13 protein-coding genes are annotated in these 18702 nt (G+C 69.4%); 8 read left to right on the top strand and 5 right to left on the bottom strand.

The genetic code is table 11. The features are described from left to right. Positions 1-139 precede the first annotated feature (139 nt). The 5 genes from HUW62_RS23345 to HUW62_RS23325 all read left to right on the top strand — a co-directional run bounded on the left by HUW62_RS23345 (position 140) and on the right by HUW62_RS23325 (position 6947). Positions 140-1441, top strand: coding sequence for an AHH domain-containing protein (locus tag HUW62_RS23345; RefSeq protein ID WP_176435669.1), 1302 nt, complete (start codon positions 140-142; stop codon positions 1439-1441). 1 nt (position 1442) lies between these two features. Then, entirely contained in the window at positions 1443-2036 is a 594-nt protein-coding gene (locus HUW62_RS23340; RefSeq protein ID WP_176435668.1) for a DUF1629 domain-containing protein, read from the top strand. Between the two features lie 63 nt (positions 2037-2099). Beyond that, positions 2100-3386 carry an acetyl-CoA C-acetyltransferase gene (locus HUW62_RS23335; RefSeq protein ID WP_176435667.1) on the top strand — a complete coding sequence of 429 codons (1287 nt, stop codon included), beginning with the start codon at positions 2100-2102 and terminating at the stop codon, positions 3384-3386. Between the two features lie 14 nt (positions 3387-3400). Continuing rightward, positions 3401-4759: a 3-oxoacyl-ACP reductase gene (locus HUW62_RS23330; RefSeq protein WP_176435666.1), complete on the top strand. Its 1359-nt coding sequence runs from the start codon at positions 3401-3403 to the stop codon at positions 4757-4759. Positions 4760-5333: 574 nt separating this feature from the next. Beyond that, complete coding sequence (locus tag HUW62_RS23325; RefSeq protein WP_163864459.1) at positions 5334-6947, top strand: glycosyltransferase family 39 protein; 1614 nt, start codon at positions 5334-5336, stop codon at positions 6945-6947. On the opposite strand, the gene HUW62_RS23320 is transcribed toward HUW62_RS23325, so the two are convergent. Genes HUW62_RS23320 through HUW62_RS23305 form a run of 4 tightly spaced genes read right to left on the bottom strand, consistent with a single transcriptional unit; the run spans position 6862 to position 10687 of the window. Further along, entirely contained in the window at positions 6862-8013 is a 1152-nt protein-coding gene (locus tag HUW62_RS23320) for a cell wall metabolism sensor histidine kinase WalK (RefSeq protein ID WP_163864460.1), read from the bottom strand. The two genes, HUW62_RS23325 and HUW62_RS23320, sit on opposite strands and share 86 nt — an antisense overlap. Further along, positions 8010-8687, bottom strand: a complete 678-nt coding sequence (locus tag HUW62_RS50050) for a response regulator transcription factor (RefSeq protein ID WP_163864461.1) — start codon at positions 8685-8687, stop codon at positions 8010-8012. Before HUW62_RS50050 ends, HUW62_RS23320 begins: the two co-directional genes overlap by 4 nt. Positions 8688-8700: 13 nt before the next feature. Continuing rightward, positions 8701-10050, bottom strand: a complete 1350-nt coding sequence (locus HUW62_RS23310; RefSeq protein WP_176435665.1) for a HAMP domain-containing sensor histidine kinase — start codon at positions 10048-10050, stop codon at positions 8701-8703. Then, the gene (locus HUW62_RS23305; RefSeq protein WP_176435664.1) at positions 10031-10687 is read right to left on the bottom strand and encodes a response regulator transcription factor; all 657 of its coding nucleotides are present in this window, start codon (positions 10685-10687) and stop codon (positions 10031-10033) included. Before HUW62_RS23305 ends, HUW62_RS23310 begins: the two co-directional genes overlap by 20 nt. Before the next feature lie 142 nt (positions 10688-10829). Between HUW62_RS23305 and HUW62_RS23300 the strand changes: the two genes are divergently transcribed. From HUW62_RS23300 to HUW62_RS23290, 3 genes are read left to right on the top strand one after another with little or no spacing between them, the layout of a single operon-like run. Further along, positions 10830-12146 (top strand): TolC family protein, encoded by a 1317-nt coding sequence (locus HUW62_RS23300; RefSeq protein ID WP_163864464.1) that lies wholly within the window; start codon positions 10830-10832, stop codon positions 12144-12146. Further along, positions 12139-13317, top strand: coding sequence for an efflux RND transporter periplasmic adaptor subunit (locus tag HUW62_RS23295; protein WP_163864465.1), 1179 nt, complete (start codon positions 12139-12141; stop codon positions 13315-13317). The genes HUW62_RS23300 and HUW62_RS23295 overlap by 8 nt, the downstream gene beginning before the upstream one ends. Positions 13318-13335: 18 nt before the next feature. Beyond that, positions 13336-16410 carry an efflux RND transporter permease subunit gene (locus HUW62_RS23290; RefSeq protein WP_176435663.1) on the top strand — a complete coding sequence of 1025 codons (3075 nt, stop codon included), beginning with the start codon at positions 13336-13338 and terminating at the stop codon, positions 16408-16410. A 30-nt stretch (positions 16411-16440) separates the two neighbouring features. Here the strand turns inward: HUW62_RS23290 and HUW62_RS23285 are convergent, their stop codons facing one another. Next, positions 16441-18657, bottom strand: coding sequence for a TonB-dependent receptor (locus HUW62_RS23285; protein WP_255203596.1), 2217 nt, complete (start codon positions 18655-18657; stop codon positions 16441-16443). Positions 18658-18702: the final 45 nt, after the last annotated feature.

The raw sequence follows: 18702 nt of genomic DNA, 5'->3' as shown, positions 1-18702 counted from the left end.
TTCACCATGGGCGCCAGGCATCCACCAGGCAGGGGGCGTGTGCGGTGGATTGGAGCCTCGGAATCCATGTCGAGGCAGGCGGACTTTGGAGTAGGAATGCCGCGCCTCCTGATTCCCGGGACGCATGGGTGGGGATTGCATGAGGTTCCTTGCGTGGGTTCTTGTGAGCCTTTGGTCGACCGGATGTGCGACCACTCGGGTGGTCCATCTGGAGCGAGGGAATGGCCAGCGAGTCGTCCACGCATCGGTCGACGTCGACCCGGTCGAGGTGAGCGAAGAGGAGTTCAGGTCGGCCCTCGCTCGGCTCATCCTCGACATGCGGATGGATGTCTCGTTCCGGGAAGCGGAAGAGGCGGACGCGCGAGGCTGGGTTCGGTCCAGGCCGCTGCTTGCCTCTTCGAGGGGGCTCGTGGATTCGAGCTCTGGCGAGTCGCCAACGTCGTTGTACCCACGCATCTGCCCCGATGCGGACGACTGCTTGACCTTGGTGGGCGGAGCGGGACTGGCGTTCTCGCGCAAGGACCGGACGTTGATGGCGCTCTCGTTCGCGCTCGACACGGTGTGGGAGAGTGTCGAGGCGGAGGTCGGCAAGACGCTGAACCCGGCGGCGCTCAAGGCGATGGTGACCTCGGCGGCGCTGGCGGTGCTTCTGACCATCACCCTGCCCGAGCCCATCACCAAGGGCATCGCGGTGGCGCTGACGGCGGCGATGGTGGCCTATCTCGGTGTCATGCCGGTCTGGGAGATAGGGCGCGGCTTCGTCCAGTTGTGGGATGATTCGGGGACGGCGATGAGCGTCATCGAGCTACAGGACATCGGGCATCGGTTCGGGAGGGTGCTGGGGACGAACGGCACGCGTGTCCTGGTGCTGTTGGTCACCGCGGCCCTGGGTGGGAGGAGCGCGATGGCGGCGCAGGGCCCCAGGCTCCCCGGCTTCACACAGGCGGTCGTTCGGGCTGAGGCCGAAGCGGGATTCCAGCTTGGTGCGGCGATGAGTGGCGGCGTGACCTCCATCGCGCTTCCCGCGGCCGGTGTGCTGAACGTCGCCCTGGCGCCTGGAGCCGCTGCCGCCCTGGCGATGTACTCGGATGGGCGGTATCCCGGTGACGAGGTGGGGCCCACTCATCACATCTGCACGAACAAGAACCCGATTTCGGATGTGACAGGGGGGCCTTGGACGCCGATATGCGAGAAGATTTTCAAGAAGGCAGGGATGACGCTTGAGGATGTGTCAAACAAGGTGCGGCTCAATGGCCACGAAGGGCCTCACCCAGAGCTGTATCACAAGAAGGTCGTGGGTCGGCTGCAGGATGCCGTCGGTCGCTGCAAGACAACCGAGACCTGTCGGGCGAGGTTGATGGAGGAGCTTGCACGCCTTGCCGACGAGCTTCTGACGCAAGGCTCCGAATTGCGAAGCTTCATTGTCAAAGTGGAGAGGTGAAGTGGAGTCTCAATTCTATTGGGTTGAAATGGGTGATGTGCCCCAGTGGCTTCTCGAGACGCCGACGCGAGCTTCTGGTGAGTCATTTGACGAGCCCTGGATGTTCGCGGATGGCCGCGCGCTTCCAGACCCTGGGAGCATCAAGGCCCAGATTTCACATCCCGGTAGAGGGCGTGCGTTTGTTTTTTCTGTCATCGAAAAAGCCCCCATCGTCAGCGAAGAGGTCGCGAACGTCTTCAGGTCACTCTCGCCCGACGATGTACAGCTCTTTCCTGTGTCGATAGAGGGAATCGCCGAGCCGTACTTCGTCGTCAATGCAACCAAAGTGGTTGATGCCATCGACGAGGCACGGTGCCGGGAGGTGCACCACCATGACGAGAGCGACCCCTTCCCTGAATATGCAGGGGAGTACCGGTGGATCTACGGGTTGAGAATCGATCCCTCGAAGACCGGGGGCGCGCATGTCTTTCGGCTGAAGAAGTTCAAGACCGCGTTCATCGTGTCGGAGGAAATCAGGAGCGCACTGGAGCAGGTCGGGAACTTGGGTGTGTCGTTCGAGCGTGTGACAGGGCCGAACGAACTGGCCAGGGCATGAGGCCCCGGAGTCCTGCTGTACGTGGGTGTGTCCTCGCCGGGGCATGGCTGATAGGAACGCCCCATGAACCACGGACCTCCTCGCCGGGTCGCCATCGTCGCGGCCCTCCGTACTCCCTTCGCTCGCAGCAACACCGCGTACGCGCGCCTCTCCAACAAGGACATGCTGACGGACGTCCTGCGCGGCCTCGTCGAGCGCACGGGCCTGGGCGGCGTCCGGCTGGGTGAGGTGGTGGGCGGCGCGGTGATGAAGCACTCGCGCGACTGGAACCTGGGGCGTGAGTGCACCCTGTCCAGCGGCCTGGACGCCGCCACACCCGCCTATGACGTGCAGCAGGCGTGCGGCACCGGCCTGGAGGCCTGCATCCTCGTCGCGAACAAGATCGCCCTCGGGCAGATCGACGCCGGCATCGCCTGCGGTACCGACACCACGTCGGATGCTCCCGTAGCGGTGAGTCGCCGGATGCAGCGCGCGCTCATGGCCATCAATGGCGCGAAGACACAGGGGGCGAAGATCGCGGCGGCCCTGAAGCTGCTCGACCCGCGCGCCTTCGTGCCGGAGATCCCCGTCAACGCCGAGCCTCGCACGGGCATGTCCATGGGGCAGCATGCCCAGCGCACGTCCGACCGCTACGGCATCTCCCGCGAGGCCCAGGACGCCCTCGCGCTGGCCAGCCATCAGCACCTCGCGCGTGCCTACGACGCGGGCTTCTTCTCCGACCTGGTGATGCCGTACCAGGGCCTCACGCGCGACAACAACCTGCGGCCGGACACCACCCTGGAGAAGATGGCGAAGTTGCCGGGCGCCTTCGACCGCGAGAAGGGCACCATCACCGCGGCCAACTCTTCTCCGCTGACTGATGGCGCCTCGGCCGTGCTACTCGCGAGCGAGGAGTGGGCGCGTGCTCGCGGCCTGCCCGTGCTCGCGTACCTGACGGCGGGCGAGGTGGCCGCCGTGGACTTCGTCGACGAGCGCGAAGGCCTGCTGATGGGCGGTGCATACGCCGTCCCGCGCATGCTCCAGAAGCGCGGGCTCACGCTGGGTGACTTTGACTTCTACGAGATTCACGAGGCCTTCGCCTCCGTGGTGCTGTGCACGCTGGCCGCCTGGGAGTCGGACGCCTTCTGCCGCGAGCGCCTCGGGCTCTCGGGAGCCTTGGGCGCCATCGACCGTGCACGGCTCAACGTGAAGGGCAGCTCCATCGCGGCCGGACACCCCTTCGCCGCCACGGGCGGTCGCATCGTGGGTACGCTGGCCAAGGCGCTGTCCGAGGCGGGCTCCGGCAAGAAGGGCCTCATCTCCATCTGCGCGGCGGGCGGTCAGGCCGTCACCGCCATCCTCGAATCCTAGGGAGCGACGACCTCATGGCCGACACGTTGATGACGCTGGCGAACAACCCGATGACGGGAGGGCTCGTGCGGGCGCTGGGTCTGCCGACTCCGCCACCGCTGGCACGGGCGAAGGAAGGCTGGGTGGCGCAGCCCTTCGTGGACCGCGTGGTGCTGTTGGGCGCGGCGCCCGGCGGCTTCGCGACGGAGGCCGCTCGGGGTGTGCTCGCGGGCGCGGGCGCGCGGGTGCTGGACGCGTTGCCGGGAGAGGAGGACCGTCGCGTGGATGTGGCGCTCTTCGACGCCACGGGGCTCGCCACTCCGGCAGATGCTCGCGCCCTCTACGACTTCTTCCATCCGCTGGTCCCCCGACTGGCTCGCAACGCACGAGTCCTCGTGCTCGTGGGGATTCCCGAGGAGGCCAAGGGGCCCGCGGCGGCCGCCGTGGCGCGCGGGGCGGAGGGCTTCGTGCGCAGCCTCGGCAAGGAGGTGGGGCGGCGCGGTGCCACGGCCAACCTCGTGTACGTCGCGCGTGGCGCGGAGGACCGGCTCGCTGGCCCCGTGCGTTTCTTCTGCGGCGTCCAGGCCACCTATGTCTCCGGGCAGGCGGCGCGTGTGACGTCCACGGTGCGTCCCTTGGCCTCGGCGCCCATGGTCGCCGCGCTGAAGGGCAAGGTGGCGCTGGTGACGGGCGCCGCGCGTGGCATCGGCGCGGCCACGGCGGAGCGCCTCGCCCAGGAAGGCGCGCAGGTGGTGCTCCTGGATGTGCCCGCGCTCCAGGACGCGCTGGATGCCACGGCCAAACGCGTGGGGGGCGAGGCCCTGGCGCTCGACATCACGGCCCCCGATGCCCCCGCGCGTCTCGTGGCGGAGTTGCAAGGGCGCCATGGTGGCGTGGACGTGGTGGTGCACAACGCGGGCATCACCCGAGACCGTACCCTCGCCAAGATGACGCCCGAGGCGTGGGACCAGGTGCTGTCCGTCAACCTCGCCGCCATCATCGCCGCGGACGAAGCGTTGCTCGCCTCCGGTGCGCTGCGGGACGAGGGCCGCCTCGTGTACCTCTCCTCCATCAGCGGTGTGTCGGGCAACTTCGGACAGGCGAACTACGCCGCCACCAAGGCCGCGCTCATCGGCTACGTGGCCGCGCTCGCTCCGACGGTGGCCTCGCGTGGCATCTGCGCCAACGCGGTGGCGCCGGGCTTCATCGAGACGGCGATGGTGGCCAAGATGCCTCTCATGACGCGCGAGGTGGGCCGGCGGCTCAACTCCCTGTCACAGGGCGGCCAGCCGCGCGACGTGGCCGAGCTCGTCACCTTCTTCGCCAGCCCCGGGGCGTATGGTGTGACGGGAAACACCGTGCGCGTCTGCGGCCAAGGCCTCATCGGCGCCTGAGCGGTTCGGGCCTGCTCGGCCGTCACCGAGCAGGCCCGCTCATTCACGAACGGGCGAGCGAACCCCGATGTTTCAGGAGCCTCCACCTGGAGGGTCAGCTCCTCGCGGACCTTGTAGCCGTTCATCTGGTGCGCGGGGCCCTTCCACGTCAACTCGGACCAGGCGCGCCCGGACGTACGATAGGCGCGGACGCGCAGCCGATTGACACCACTCTCGGGCTCGGATGCATGCGTGAAGTACCAGTCTTCCATCGTCCCTTCGAAGTACAGCCAGCCGCCTGCCCGCTCGACCTTTCGTCGACGGAGCAGGAGGTCGTCCACGGCGCTCTTGAGTTCCACCTCATGCATGGCTCGATAGATTCGTCGTGTCGCTGAGTGCCGCATGTGATGGGGATGAGAGCGGCCTCATGTGACGTCGAGGTGACACGTCTGCTCATGACAGAGCAAGGGAATGAACGCTCCGCGCTGGGTCGTCTCGGATTGCAAGCCCTCTCATAGATGAACGCGTGATGAGAACTCTCTCAGTGGAGCCTGGGCTCGCGGACAGGACACTCCCGCATCAGGCATGACCTCGCATGTCCTCGCGCGCCACCGAGCACTGGAGCCTGCTGGGCGCAGGGGGACGAGAGGGTGGTCGGATGCCGCGCACGTCTGTAGATGCCGCTCAGGTCAATGGGTGGCCCTGGGTCTTGATGGTGTCGCTGGGGCTCATGCTCGTGCGGCTCGTCTACGCGGGGCAGGTGGAGCTGGCGCCCCAGGAGGCGTACTACTGGCAATACGCCCGGCACCTGGACCTGTCGTACCTGGACCACCCCCCGATGTGCGCCTGGTGGATGGCTTTGTCCTCCCGCCTGCTGGGGGAGTCCGAGCTCGCCTTGCGCCTGCCCGCCCTCCTTTCATCCGCCGGGTTGACCTGCGTCTTGTATTCACTCGGCGCCCGCTTGTACTCGCCGATGGTAGGCCTGCTGACGGCCCTCGCCGCGAACGCCACGGTCCTCTTCGGGCTGGGCGCGGTGGTGATGACACCGGACGTTCCGCTGGTCCTGTTCTGGGCCGCGGCGCTGCGCGTGCTTTGCGAACTGGTGCTGCCCGACGGCCGTGGCCCTGGCCGCTTCGCCTGGCGCTGGTACCTGCTCGGTGCGTTCTGCGGGCTGGCCCTGCTGTCGAAGTACACCGCCGGCTTGTTGCCGCTCCAGGTCCTGGCGACGGCGCTGGTGACGAAGCGGGGCCGAGCGGCCCTGGGCACGCCCCATCCCTATCTCGCGTGCCTGCTCGCGGTGGTCGTGTTCTCGCCGGTGCTCATCTGGAACCAGTCACACGACTGGGCGTCGTTCGCCTTCCAGACCACCGGCCGCGCCCGGACGGTGGATGGCTTTCGGGGCTATCTGGTCGGCCGCTACGTGGGCCTGCAGGCGGTGGCGGTGGGACCACTGCTCTACCTGGCGCTGTTGCTGACGGCGGGCGTCCTCGTGCGGCAGGCCTGGCGAGGGGACGCGCGGGCGCGGCTGCTGGCGATCTCCAGCGTTCCAGGCCTCCTGGTGTTCACGCTGGTGAGCCCCCTGCACTGGGTGAAGATGAACTGGGTGGCCCCCACCTACCTCGGGCTCATGGTGGCGGCGGCCGCGGGAGCGTGGGCACTCCGCGAGCGCCGCTTCGTGCGAGGCTACGCGGCGGTGAGCATGGCCCTGGGCGCCGTGTTGATGGTGGGCATGTATCTGATGCCCCTGTGCCCCTGGATTCCCTTTCGCGAGCGCGACAACCTGGTGAGCGGCTGGCGCGAACTGGCGGATGCAGTGCAACAGCACCGGATGGCCGCGGGCACCTCCGCCCCCATGGTGGTGGGGTGGGGTTACAAGACGGCGAGTGAGCTGGCGTACTACCTCCCGGACCATCCGGAGACACAGTCCGACTCCGCCCTGGGCGGAGAGGGATTGGCCTATGACTTCTGGATGGACAGGGTGCATCCCGGCGTGGATGCCATCATCGTCGTGGACGCGCGCCAGCCCTTGAAGGACTCCGCCACTCGCCTGGACAAACATTGCGAGTCGGTGCGCGAGCTGCCTCCCGTGACGGTGCATCGCGGCTCGCGGACGGTGACGAGCTTCAAGCTGTGGTACTGCCATCGCTGGCAGGGGCGGCCGCTGGTGGCGGTCCGGACGCCTGTCCCTGGCTCGGAAGGCGGAAGATGAAGCGGCTCTCATCGTCGCTTCGCTCGTAGCCCAGCGTGCCGCCGTGTGCCTCGGCGATGGTGCGCGACAGCGCGAGCCCCAGTCCTGTCCCCTTGCTGGTGCGGGACGCGTCCGCGCGGGCGAAGCGCTGGAAGAGGCGGGACTGGAAGGCCGAGTCCACACCCGCGCCGTCGTCGACCACGGTGAGCTGGACACCAGTGCCCGTGGCGTGGACCTCCACCCGGATGTGCTGCCGGGCGTGGCGGCGCGCGTTGGAGAGCAGGTTGTCCAGCACGTGGGTCAGCAGGATGGGGCTGCCCTGGGTGGGCGCGGGGCCCCCGAGCAACTCCAGCGTCAGGCCCTGGGACTGGACCGCCAGGTATTGCCTCGTGCGCTGGAGCGCGCTGTCCGCCAGGACGTACAGGTCCACGGGCTCCACCGTCATGACCCGTGCGCCGGCATCGGCGCGCGCCAGTTGCAACAGCTCGTCGACGAGGTGCGCGAGCCGCTGGGTCTCATCGAGCACGATGGCCAGCACCCGGCGGTACTCGTCCGGAGTCCTGTCCCGTCGCAGGGTGACCTCCGTCTCGCCCATGATGACGGTGAGCGGGGTGCGCAGCTCGTGGGCCGCGTCGGACGTGAAGGCGCGGATGCGCTCGAGCGAGGCACGGGCGTCCGCGAGCAGCTCGTTCAACGTCGACGCCAGCTCGTCCCACTCATCCGCGGTCCCCTTGACGGGGAGCCGCAAGTCCAGCTCCGACGCGCGCGCCGCCCGGACCTGGTCCTTGGCTTCGCGCAGCGGAGACAGCGCGCGACGGGCCAGGGCTCGCCCTAGCGCGGTGGCTCCCAGCACGGTGAGCGGCATCGTAGCGAGCATGGCGTACACGACCTGCAACGCCTCATCGAAGAGCCCCTCTTTTTCCGAGCAGGCCTTGGTGGACCCGGCTTCGCGGAACTCGCGGTGTTCACGCCACTCGCCGAAGGCGAGGATGGCGGTCATCAGGCATCCGTAGACCAGGAGGGTGCCCAGGACGGAGGCGGTGAAGAAGAAGGTGAGCTGGTCTCGGACCGAGCGCGGGCGCTTCATGTCCGGCTTCTCAGGACATAGCCAACGCCTCTCACGGTGTGGATGAGCTTGCCACCCTTGAAGGGTGCATCCACCTTGTTGCGGAGGTAGCGGATGTACACCTCCACGACGTTGGAGAACGTCTCGAAGTCATGGTCCCAGACGGCCTGGACGATGCGCGTGCGTGAGAGGACTTCACCCGCGTGCTCCAGCATGAAGAGCAGCAGGGCGTACTCGCGAGCCGTCAGGTGGATCTCCACGCCCGCCCGGAGCACCCTTCGTGTCGTGGGGTCCACGGTCAGGTCCCCGTGTCGCAAGAGCGGGCCCCCGCGATGGTCGACGCGGCGGAGGATGGCTCGAATGCGCGCCAGCATCTCCTCGAACGCGAAGGGTTTGATGAGGTAGTCGTCCGCGCCGGCATTGAGGGCGCTGATGCGGTCGGCGACCGCGTCCCGAGCGGTGAGCATGAGGACGGGGGTGATGTCCTGTCTGGCGCGCATCGCTCGGAGCAGCTCCAGCCCGGAGAGGCTCGGCAGCATCCAATCCAGGATGACGAGGTCGAAGCGCTCGTGGTTCAGGAGGACCTGCGCGAGGAGCCCATCGACGCTCTCCTGGACGTGGAAGCCCTCTTCCGTGAGGCCTCGCGCGATGAAGGCCCTGACTCTCAGTTCATCTTCGACGATGAGGATGGACACGATTTGATTTCTATCACTGATGTCGTGGTTGAACGCCGGGGAAGGTCAATCGCAGATGCGCCCCCCGCTCGGATGGGAGGAACGCCACGCTCGCGCGGTGCGCGCGCGCGACGAGGGCCACCAGGGACAGGCCGATTCCATGGCCCGGCTTCCCCGCGCGAGCGGTGGGGGAGCGGTAGAACGGCTCGAAGACCCGCCTCGAGTCCGCCTCGCTGATGCCAGGTCCCTCGTCCCGGATGTCGAGCCGCGTCTGCTCCGGCGTCTCCTCGAGGGACACCCGGACGCGTCCTCCATCGGAGAACTTGAGCGCGTTCTCCACGACGTTGTCGACGAGCTGTCGCAGCAGGTGGCTGTCCCCCGAAACGAGCCCGAGGGGACCGGCCTCGAACTCGACGCGGCGCAGCTCGCTCGGAGGCAGCGCGCGGAGGACCTCTTCGACGACCTGGGCCAGGCTCACCGACTCGACGAGCTCCAGCGAGCCCTGGGTGTCATCGGCGAGCACCAACAGTCGCTCCACGAGCACCCCCAGCGACTTCACCGTCCGGTGCATCCGCTCCAGGGCCAGGGTCGTGTCGGGCGGCTGGAGCATCTCCGCTTGCAACTCCAGCTCTGCTTGAAGCGTGGCCAGGGGCGTGCGCAGCTCGTGTGCCGCGTTCGCGGCGAAGCGGCGCGACTGCTCCAGTGCCTCCTGGAGTCGCGTGAGCAGCGCCACCAACGCGGTGCGGACCGCGTTCACCTCGCTGTAGCGGGCCTGGGCCGTGAGGGGGGCGGGGAGGGGACTTCCCGGCTCGATGCGGGCCAGGGACGCGCTCAGCTCGGTGAGAGGGCGGGCCGCCCAACTGGCCACGCGGCGGCTCATCAGCAGGCTGATGAGGGCCGCACAGGTCGCCGCGACCACCGCGGCCAGCGGCAGGGAGACCCGAAGCCGGGGAATGCTCTCGATGTTCTCCTGCGCGACCGACAGGCGCCCATGGGCGGTTTCGCCGCATCGCCTCACGCCCGCTTCTCCCGGGAGCTGGGACCACGCGCAGCCGGACTGCGTCGGAATGTCCGGGTCTCCTCCCAGTTGGCCTTCGCTGGAGAACAGGGCGATGCGGATGCCGAAGGCCATCAGCTCCCGCTGCTCCGCGTCGGCCTCGAGCCGGGCGCGCGCATCATCCAGTCCATGGACCTCCTCGACCAGGTCCACCGCTGCATCACGCAGGCGCCGGTCCTCTCCCGCCAGCAACATGCGGTAGGCGAGCAGCCCCGTGGCGCCCGCGGTGAGCGCGCTGCTCGTCAGGGCGACGGCCACCATGGTGCGCGACAGCCTGCGCACCATCGAGTCCCGGGGGCGCCCGGTGTCAGCTGGTTCCAAGGCCATACCCCGCGCCTCGCAGCGTGCGCACCACGTCCTCACCCAGCTTGCGGCGAATCCTTCCGACCAGGACCTCCAGGCTGCTGGCGGCGCCGGCGCTGACATCACCCCAGACGGACTCCAGCAAGGCATCGCGGCTCACGAGGCGCGCTCCATGAGACGCCAGCGTCTCCAGGATGGCCCACTCGCGCGCGGTGACGGACACGGCGGTGCCGGCCCGCAGGGCTTCGCGTCGGCCGAAGTCGAGCACCACGTCTCCCAACTGGACGCGCACGGTGCCCGCCTTGTCCTTGCGGCGTCCGAGCGCGCGCACCCGCGCCCGCAGCTCGGCGATGGCGAAGGGCTTGCCCAGGAAGTCGTCCGCGCCCGCATCCAGTCCGTCGACTCGCTCGGCCACGCGGTTGTGGGCGGTGAGGATGAGGATGGGCGTCTGGATTCCGTCCGCGCGCAGCTCACGGCAGAGCGACAGCCCGGAGCCGTCCGGAAGGCCCACGTCGAGCACGATGACGTCCGTCTCGTCGACGAGCGACCGCCGCGCCTGCTCCACGTCTCCGGCCTGGCGGACGACGTGGCCGTCGCGCTCCAGGGCCTGGGTGACGAGGGCGCGGAGTTCCTGATGGTCATCGACGACGAGGACTCGCATGGCGGGGCTCCACACGGAGCTATACCACCGGCGAGTCACCGCGAAACGGGGCCGCCGGGCCGACGTTCAGCCACCGTTCAACCTCGGCTGGCAGGGTCCGCGCATGCCTTCCCGGTGCAGGCCTCGACAGCTCAAAGCTCGCATGCTGGCCCTCGCGTGCATGGTCACCGCGGGGTGTGCCAGCTCGCCCTATGACCGTGCCTGGGTGTCCTCGGAGCTGTCGACACTCGCCGCCCCGGTGGGGCCGGGCGTCGCGGAGGAGGCCTCGCTGCCCCCTGGCGTCGTGGACTCCGCGCCCCTGGATGAGCGGACCGCGGTCGCGGTGGCCCTCTGGAACAGCGCCGCGCTCCAGGCTGACATGGCACAGCTCGGCGTCTCGAGAGCCGACCTGGCGGAGGCGGGTGCGCTCCCCAATCCGACCTTCTCGCTGCTGATGCCCGTGGGGCCCAGGACGCTGGAGACCTCGCTGCTGCTGCCCCTGTTCTCGCTCTGGCAGCGGCCCGCGCGGGTCGCCGCCGCGAAGGTCCAGGTGGAGCAGGTCGCGCGAGGGCTCGTCCAGAACGGGCTGGATGTCGCGCGCGACGTGCGCCTGGCCCACTCCGACTGGGTTCGCGCGGAGGGGCGGCGCGTGGCGCTGGAGGAGCTGGCGGCCTTGTGGGCGCACACCCGCGAGCTCGTCGAGGCGCGTCAGGCCGCGGGCGATGCCAGCCTGGTCGAGGTGGCCTCACTGCGCGCGGAGGCCTGGTTGGCGAAGGACGCCTCGCGACGCTCGCGCACGGACGTGACGCTGGCCCGGGAGCGGCTGCGGCTGATGATGGGCGTGGCGCGAAGTCCGCTGTTCCAGACGGCCCTTCCGCTGGCCTCTCCCCGCGACGCACGGGCGCTGCGGCCACTGCCGGACCTGGTGCGGCTCGCCCTCGCCGCGCGGCCCGATGTTCGCGCGACGGAGCTGGGCATCGACCTGGCGGGAGGTCGGCTGGGTTGGGAGAAGACGCGCATCCTCCAGTTGATGGCGAAGCTGGACACCAAGCCCTCGACGACGGCGAGCGGTGAGCCCAAGGCGCTGTGGGTGCCCGGCGTGCAGCTCGACGTGCCCCTCTTCAACTGGAATCCCGGAGGCATCGGGCGCTCCGAGGCCGAGCTGATGCGCGCCTCCGCCCGCTATGTCCTGCTGCGACAGCAAGTCACCAACGAGGTCCTCACCGCGCGCGAGCTGACGCTCCAGGCCTCCCAGTCACTGGAGGCCGTCGAGTCGAACATCCTCCCGGCGCTGACCGCCGCGGGGGATGGCGCGCGCAAGGCCTTCGACGCCGGTGATGTGCCCTACCTCCAGGTGCTGGACGCGCTCCGCCGTCTGGCCGACGCACGCCTTCGCGCCCTCGACCTCGAAGCGGATCTCCGCCGCGGACTCGCCCAGTTGGATCGTGGTCTGGGCAAACAGGGAGTTGCCCATGAGTAGATATCCCCGACTCACGCTCATCGCGAGCCTCGTCACCCTGTCGCTCGCGTGCCGCGCCGACAAGCCCGCGCCGATTCCGCCCGCCGCGAAGGTGAGCGCCCACGTGGCCGAGTCCGCGCTGGCGACTGTGACGCTCGAGCCCCAGGCCGAGGAGCGACTGGCGTTGCGAGTCCAGCCCGTGGAGAAGCGCAAGGCGGCGCGCAAGCAGGTGCTGGGAGGCGAAGTCGTGGTGCCCTCTGGCAGCGCGCTCGTGGTGACGGCGCCGGTGGCGGGTGGCGTCGTCGCGGAAGGAGCGGCGTCAGCGCTGCGCCCTGGCGCGGCCGTCAAGCGGGGTGACGTGTTGCTGAGACTGGTGCCGCTCGCCACGGTGGACCGGGACCTCCATGCCCAGGCCCAGCGGACGGTGGAGAGCGCCAAGGCCCGTGACGAAGCGGCGGCGTCCCGGCTCGCCCGCGCGGAGCGATTGCTGAAGGATGGCGCGGGAACCGAGCGAGCCGTGGAAGAGGCGCGTGCGGACCGGGCCGTCGCCCAGTCGGAGCTCCAGGCGGCGAACACGCGACTGGAGTTGGTGGGGCGCTCACCGCTCGAATCGGACGTCAGTCTGCGCATCCGCGCGCCGCGGGATGGCGTCTTGCGACAGGTGTCGTTCGCTCCGGGGCAGTCCGTCACGGCGGGGGCTCCGCTGTTCGAGGTGGTGGGTGTCACCGCGAACTGGGTGCGGGTGGCGCTCTTCGTCGACGAGGCCTGGCGCGTGAAGGCGGACGTCCCCGTGCGCGTGCACGCGCTCCTCACGGGCCAGGATGTTGGAGTGGAGGCGCTGCCGGTGCCAGGCCCTCCCAGCGCGGACCCCATCGCCGCCACGGTGGACCGCTTCTACGAGCTGCCCGCGTCCGTGAGTCTGGCGCCGGGGCAGCGCGTCGGTGTGTCGCTCCAATTGGGGGACGACGCGGAGGTCCTCTCCGTCCCGTCGTCGGCCATCGTCTACGACGCATTGGGAGGCGCCTGGGTGTACGTGAAGCAGCAGGAGCACGTGTACGCGCGCAGCCGCGTCGACGTCATGCGCCAGGAAGGGTCGGATTCGTTGCTCTCGCGGGGGCCGCCGGCGGGCACCTTGGTCGTGGCCGTGGGAGCGGCGGAGTTGTTTGGGACGGAGTTCGGTGCTGGCCACTGATGGAGACCTGACCTCGACATGCGCTCGCTCATCGCCGCCTGCCTGAATTATCGCCTCGTTCCCATCGCCGCCGCGGTGCTGCTGCTCGTGATGGGCTACGCGAGCCTGCGCGACATGCCGCTCGATGTGTTTCCCGAGTTCGCGCCGCCCCTGGTCGAAATCCAGACAGAGGTCCCCGGGCTCTCCAGCCTGGAGGTGGAGAAGCTCATCACCACGCCCTTGGAGAATGGCCTCGCGGGAGTGCCGGCGCTCAAGACGATGCGCTCCAAGTCCGTGCTCGGCCTCTCGTCGGTGGTGCTCATCTTCGAGCGGGGCTCGGACCTGTTCCGCGCGAGGCAGATGGTGCAGGAGCGGCTGGCCCGGCTCGCGTCCACGCTGCCCGCGGTGTCCCGCCCGCCGGTGATGCTCTCACCGGTGTCGGCGACGAGCCGGGTCCTCAAGGTGGGGCTCGTCTCCGACACGCTGGACCGGATGGCGTTGTCGGAGGTCGCCCGGTGGACGCTTCGTCCGCGCTTGATGAGCATCCCTGGCGTGGCGAACGTCGCCATCTGGGGCCAGCGGGACAGGCAGTTCCAGGTGAAGGTCGACCCCGAGCGGCTGCGCGCGGCGAATGTCCGCCTCGAAGACGTCCTCCGGGTCGCGCGGGAGGCGAGCCTGCCGTCCTCGGGCGGCTTCGTGGACACGCCCAACCAGCGACTCGCCGTCAGCCTGTCGGCGGACACCACGCTGGAGGCCTTGCGGGAGGTCCCCGTGGCCTTCCGCAACGGCGCCTCCATCCGGCTGGCGGACGTGGCCACGGTGCAAGAGGGGCATCCACCGCCTATCGGCGAGGGCATCGTCGATGGCGCGCCGGGCATCCTCCTCATCGTCGAGAAGCAGCCCTGGGGCAACACCCTGGAGGTCACCGCGCAGGTGGAGGCGGCGCTGGAGCAGATGCGTCCCGCGCTCCAGGGCGTCACGGTGGTGCCGGGCATCTTCCGTCCCGCGACGTTCATCGAGAAGGCGGTGGGGAATCTCCGGCACGCGGTGCTGCTCGGCTGCCTCATGGTCATCATCGTCCTGTTCGCCTTCCTCCAGGACGTCCGGACCGCGGCCATCAGCATCGTCGCGATTCCGCTCTCCCTGGTGGGCGCGGTGGTCGCCTTGCGCCTGGTGGGGGCGACCATCGACACCATGGTGCTCGCGGGGCTCGTGCTCGCGCTGGGCGAGGTGGTGGACGACGCCATCATCGACGTGGAGAACGTGCAGCGACGGCTGGCGGAGAACCGGCGACTGGGCAGTCCTCGCTCCGTCTTCGACGTGGTCCTCGAGGGCTCCATGGAGGTCCGCAGCGCCGTCGTCTACGCGACGGTGATTGTCGTCCTCGTCTTCCTTCCCGTCTTCCTGCTGGAGGGCGTCAGTGGCGCGTTCTTCCGGCCGCTCGCGGTGGCGTACGTCCTGGCGGTGGGCGCGTCGATGGTGGTCGCGCTCACGGTGACGCCGGTGCTGTGCCTGCTGTTCCTGAAGAACCACGAGGAGAAGCCGCCCCGACTCGCGGGCTGGCTGCGCTCACGCATCGGCCCCGTCGTCGCCTGGGTGATGGACCGCCCCCGACTGGCGGTGCGCAGCGTGCTCGCCGTGCTGGCGATGGGCGGGGTGCTGGCGGCGCTGTTGGGCGAGGGCTTCCTGCCTCACTTCCAGGAGTCGGACTTCCTCATGCACTGGGTGGCGAAGCCTGGGACGTCCGGTGACGCCGTCCTGCGCACGGCCCTGCGCGCCAGCACGGAGCTGCGCGCCATCCCCGGCGTTCGTCACTTCGGCGCGCACATCGGTCGCGCGGAGGTGGCCGACGAGGTGGTGGGCCCCAACTTCGCGGAGCTGTGGATCAGCCTGGACGAGGTCGACGACTACACGGCGACGGTGCGGCGCATCAACGAGGTGGTGGAGGGCTATCCCGGCCTCTACCGCGACGTGCAGACGTACCTCCAGGAGCGCATCAAGGAGGTGCTCAGCGGCGCGGGTGGCTCCATCGTCGTGCGCTCGTTCGGGCCCGACCTGGACACGCTGCGCGCCAAGGCCCGCCTCATGGAAGCGAAGCTCCGGACGATTCCGGGCGTGGTGAACCTGAAGGTGGAGCCCCAGGTGCTGGTGCCGCGAATCCAGGTCCGGCTCGAACCGGAGGCGGGGCGACGGCTGGGCCTGACTCCGGGAGACGTGCAGCGCGCGGTGGCCACGCTGCTGCAAGGCACCAAGGTGGGCGAGGTGTACCGGGAGGAGCGCACCCTGGACGTCGTCGTGTGGGGAGAGGACTCCCTGCGCCAGGACGTCGCCGCCGTGAAGGCGCTGCGCCTGGTGGCGCCCGCCTCGGGCATGCCGTACCAGTTGGGCGACGTGGCGAGGGTGGAGCTCGTCTCCGTGCCCAACATCGTCCAGCACGAGGGCGCCTCCCGCAGGCTGGATGTCACCTGTGACGCCCAGGGGCGCGCGTTGGGGGCGGTGGTCGGCGACATCCAGGCAGCCATCGCGGACATCGACTGGCCCACGGGCCACCATGCCGAGGTGCTGGGTGAGTACGCCGAGCGGCAGGGCGCGCAGACGCGCCTCCTGGCCTTCTCCCTCCTCGCGGTGCTGGGCATCGCCCTGGTGCTCTACCTGGACTTCCAGTCACTCCGGCTGGTGGCCTTCACGCTGGGGACGTTGCCCTTCGCGCTCGTGGGCGGCGTCGTGGGCGTGCTGCTCACCGGCGGCGTCATCTCCCTGGGCTCGCTGGTGGGGTTCGTCACGGTGCTGGGCGTCGCGGCCCGCAACGGCATCCTCCTGGTGAGCCACTACAGACACCTCGAGTCCAGCGAAGGCGTCCCGTTCGGTCGCGAGCTGGTCCTCCGGGGCACGCTGGAGCGACTTCAGCCCATGGCGATGACGACGTTGACGACGGCCCTGGCGCTGGTGCCGCTCGTGGCTGGAGGTCTGAAGCCGGGCCAGGAGATTGAACACCCGATGGCGGTCGTCATCCTTGGCGGGCTGTTCTCCTCCGCCGTGCTGAACATCCTGCTGGTGCCCTCGCTGTACCTGCGCTTCGCGCGTGGGACGCGCACGGTGCGAGGGGAGGCCTGAACCCGACCAGGCCTCCCCGCCCGAGGCGGCTCAGAGCTGGAACTTCACGCCGCCGATGAGGGTGCGCGGCGCGTTGGGGCGGGCGCCGTAGGGACGACGGCCGACGATGACGGCCTCGTCCAGGAGGTTGCGGCCGCTCACGTACACCTGCCCCCAGCGGGTGATGTTCCAGTTGGCGTTCACGTCGAACGTCAGCAACTCACCCGTCTTCAGGCCCGGGGGGATTTCGCCCTGGCCCGCCTGCTCACGCATGCTGCCCAGGTAGGTGGCGCTGACGAAGGCGCCCCAGCGCGCGCCCTCGATTCCGACGGAGGCGTAGAGCTGGTGGTGCGGCACGTACGGCAGCTCGTCGCCCGCGACGACGTTGCCGAACTGGGGGTCCGACGAGCGGAAGTCATTGAGCAGCTCCGTCCGCGTGAAGGTGTAGGCCACCGTCACCGGGAAGGTGATGCCGCCGCCCGGGCGGAAGGTCTTCTCCGCGAGCGCCTCCAGGCCGTAGATGTTCGCCGCGCCCGCGTCCACCTGCCGGTCCAGGTTGTCGTTGAGACAGCCGTTGGAGAAGGTGCAGACGTCGGTGAGGTTGGAGTAGTCGTTGAAGAAGCCCACCACCTCGAAGCGCTCACCGCGCCGCGTCCACCGCGCTCCGGCCTCGTAGTTGATGCTCTTCTCGGGGCCCACGGCCTGGGGCTGGCCAGGCGCGGGAGGAGAGAAGCCCCGGTACGCGCCCGCGAAGACGCCGAGCGCGGGGAGGACGGTGCCGTGGATGCCCACGCCCGGCATCAGCGCCTCCAGCGAGCCGTGGTCCTCGGTGCTCGCGAGCCTGTCCAGGGACTTGGAGCGGATGACCTCCAGCCGCACGCCGGGCGTCACCACCAGCGGTCCCCAGGAGATGGCGTCCGTCGCGTGCAGGGCGAGCGCGTGCGTGGAGTCCTTGTTGTCGGCGGTGACCTCCGTGGTGCCGCCCTCGGCGACCAGCTCGCCGCTCACCATGCGGAAGCCGTCCTGCGTGTGGCGCCGGTCGATGCTGTCGTAGTGGTAGCGCACGCCGAACTCCGCGTTGTGCGCCACCGGGCCCGTCTTCGCCGTCCAGCGGGCGATGCTCTGGATGCCCTGGTTGACGAAGACGCGGTGGTTGGGCCCGATGAGGATGGTCTCCCCGGGACTGGACGAGTCCAGCTCGCCCGTGAGCACGCCGTAGTAGATGGCGTTGCGCGCGCTCGTGGGGTCCGCGAGCACGTCTGAGATGGAGATGCCCCGGAAGCTGTTCACCTTGCGCCAGCTCCGGTCCAAATCATGCCGGTACAGCGACGTCGTCACGGCGATGTCGTTCCCCTCCAGCACATGGCTGAGCACCGCCTGGGTGCGGTGCCACTGCATGTGGTCGAACTGGCTCGCCTTGTAGCGGCGCAGTGGGTTCTCCGCGAAGTCCGCGTCGGACAGGCCCAGGTACGTCTCGTTGGAGCCTTCGTCGGAGTAGCCCAGCTTGAGCTGGAGCGACTGGCGCAGCTCGCCGTCGGGGACCAGCCGGTAGCGCGCCTTGGCCATCCACTCGTTGCGGTGGAAGCCGGTGGTCTCGTCGGTGTTGTCGATCTCCTTGAAGCCGTTGCTGCGCAGGTGGATGCCCTCGATGAGGAAGCCCATGCGCTCGGTGCTCGCGCCGATGTAGCCGTGCGCCTTGCCATAGAGGTACTGCCCGCCCGCGAGGTCCATGCCGAAGGACTCCTGCGTGGGGACGTCCCGGGTGATGAGGTCCACCGAGCCGCCCACCGTCTGCGGGCCCTGCTGGATGGAGGAGGGACCCTTGAGCACGCGCACCGACTGCATGCGCGTCATCAGCGGGAAGTAGTACGCGGCGGGCGCGGAGTAGGGCGCCGGCCCGAAGAGGATGCCGTCCTCCAGCAGGGTGACCTTCTTGCTCCGGTCCGGGTTGACGCCGCGCAGGCCCAGGTTGGGGCGCAGGCCGAAGCCGTCCTCACCTCGCCCATACACACCGGGTACGGACTGGAGGATGGCCTGCGGGTCGTCCAGCTCGTAGCGCTGGAGCTTCTCCGGCTTGAGGATGTGGATGGAGCCGCTCGTCTTCGCCTCGGACGTGCCCACCACCACGCTCTCGAACTTGCGGCCGTCGGCGGGCGGCGCCTCGACACCGGGGGCCTCCGTCGCGACGGGCTCGGCCTGGACGGGTTGCTCGACGGGGCCCGGGACGGAGGGCGCCTCGGCGGCGGGCCGCGCGGGCTCCGGCTCCAACGAAGGCGGAGCGAGGGGCGCATCGGCCGCGGCGGGGGGCGGCGT

Origin of the sequence: Myxococcus sp. AM011 (genome assembly GCF_013372595.1) — a bacterium.
Lineage (GTDB): Bacteria > Myxococcota > Myxococcia > Myxococcales > Myxococcaceae > Myxococcus > Myxococcus eversor.
Note: the sequence above shows the minus strand (reverse complement) of the source record. Positions and strands in the feature narration are given on the sequence as shown.

Excerpts from the sequence above, each read along its gene's own strand:
- HUW62_RS23330 (WP_176435666.1), top strand. The coding sequence starts at position 3,401 with ATGGCCGACACGTTGATGACGCTGGCGAACAACCCGATGACGGGAGGG.
- HUW62_RS23325 (WP_163864459.1), top strand. The coding sequence starts at position 5,334 with ATGTCCTCGCGCGCCACCGAGCACTGGAGCCTGCTGGGCGCAGGGGGA.
- HUW62_RS23300 (WP_163864464.1), top strand. The coding sequence starts at position 10,830 with ATGCTGGCCCTCGCGTGCATGGTCACCGCGGGGTGTGCCAGCTCGCCC.
- HUW62_RS23345 (WP_176435669.1), top strand. The coding sequence starts at position 140 with ATGAGGTTCCTTGCGTGGGTTCTTGTGAGCCTTTGGTCGACCGGATGT.
- HUW62_RS23320 (WP_163864460.1), bottom strand. The coding sequence starts at position 8,013 with ATGAAGCGCCCGCGCTCGGTCCGAGACCAGCTCACCTTCTTCTTCACC.
- HUW62_RS23295 (WP_163864465.1), top strand. The coding sequence starts at position 12,139 with ATGAGTAGATATCCCCGACTCACGCTCATCGCGAGCCTCGTCACCCTG.
- HUW62_RS23335 (WP_176435667.1), top strand. The coding sequence starts at position 2,100 with ATGAACCACGGACCTCCTCGCCGGGTCGCCATCGTCGCGGCCCTCCGT.
- HUW62_RS23290 (WP_176435663.1), top strand. The coding sequence starts at position 13,336 with ATGCGCTCGCTCATCGCCGCCTGCCTGAATTATCGCCTCGTTCCCATC.
- HUW62_RS23305 (WP_176435664.1), bottom strand. The coding sequence starts at position 10,687 with ATGCGAGTCCTCGTCGTCGATGACCATCAGGAACTCCGCGCCCTCGTC.
- HUW62_RS23310 (WP_176435665.1), bottom strand. The coding sequence starts at position 10,050 with ATGGCCTTGGAACCAGCTGACACCGGGCGCCCCCGGGACTCGATGGTG.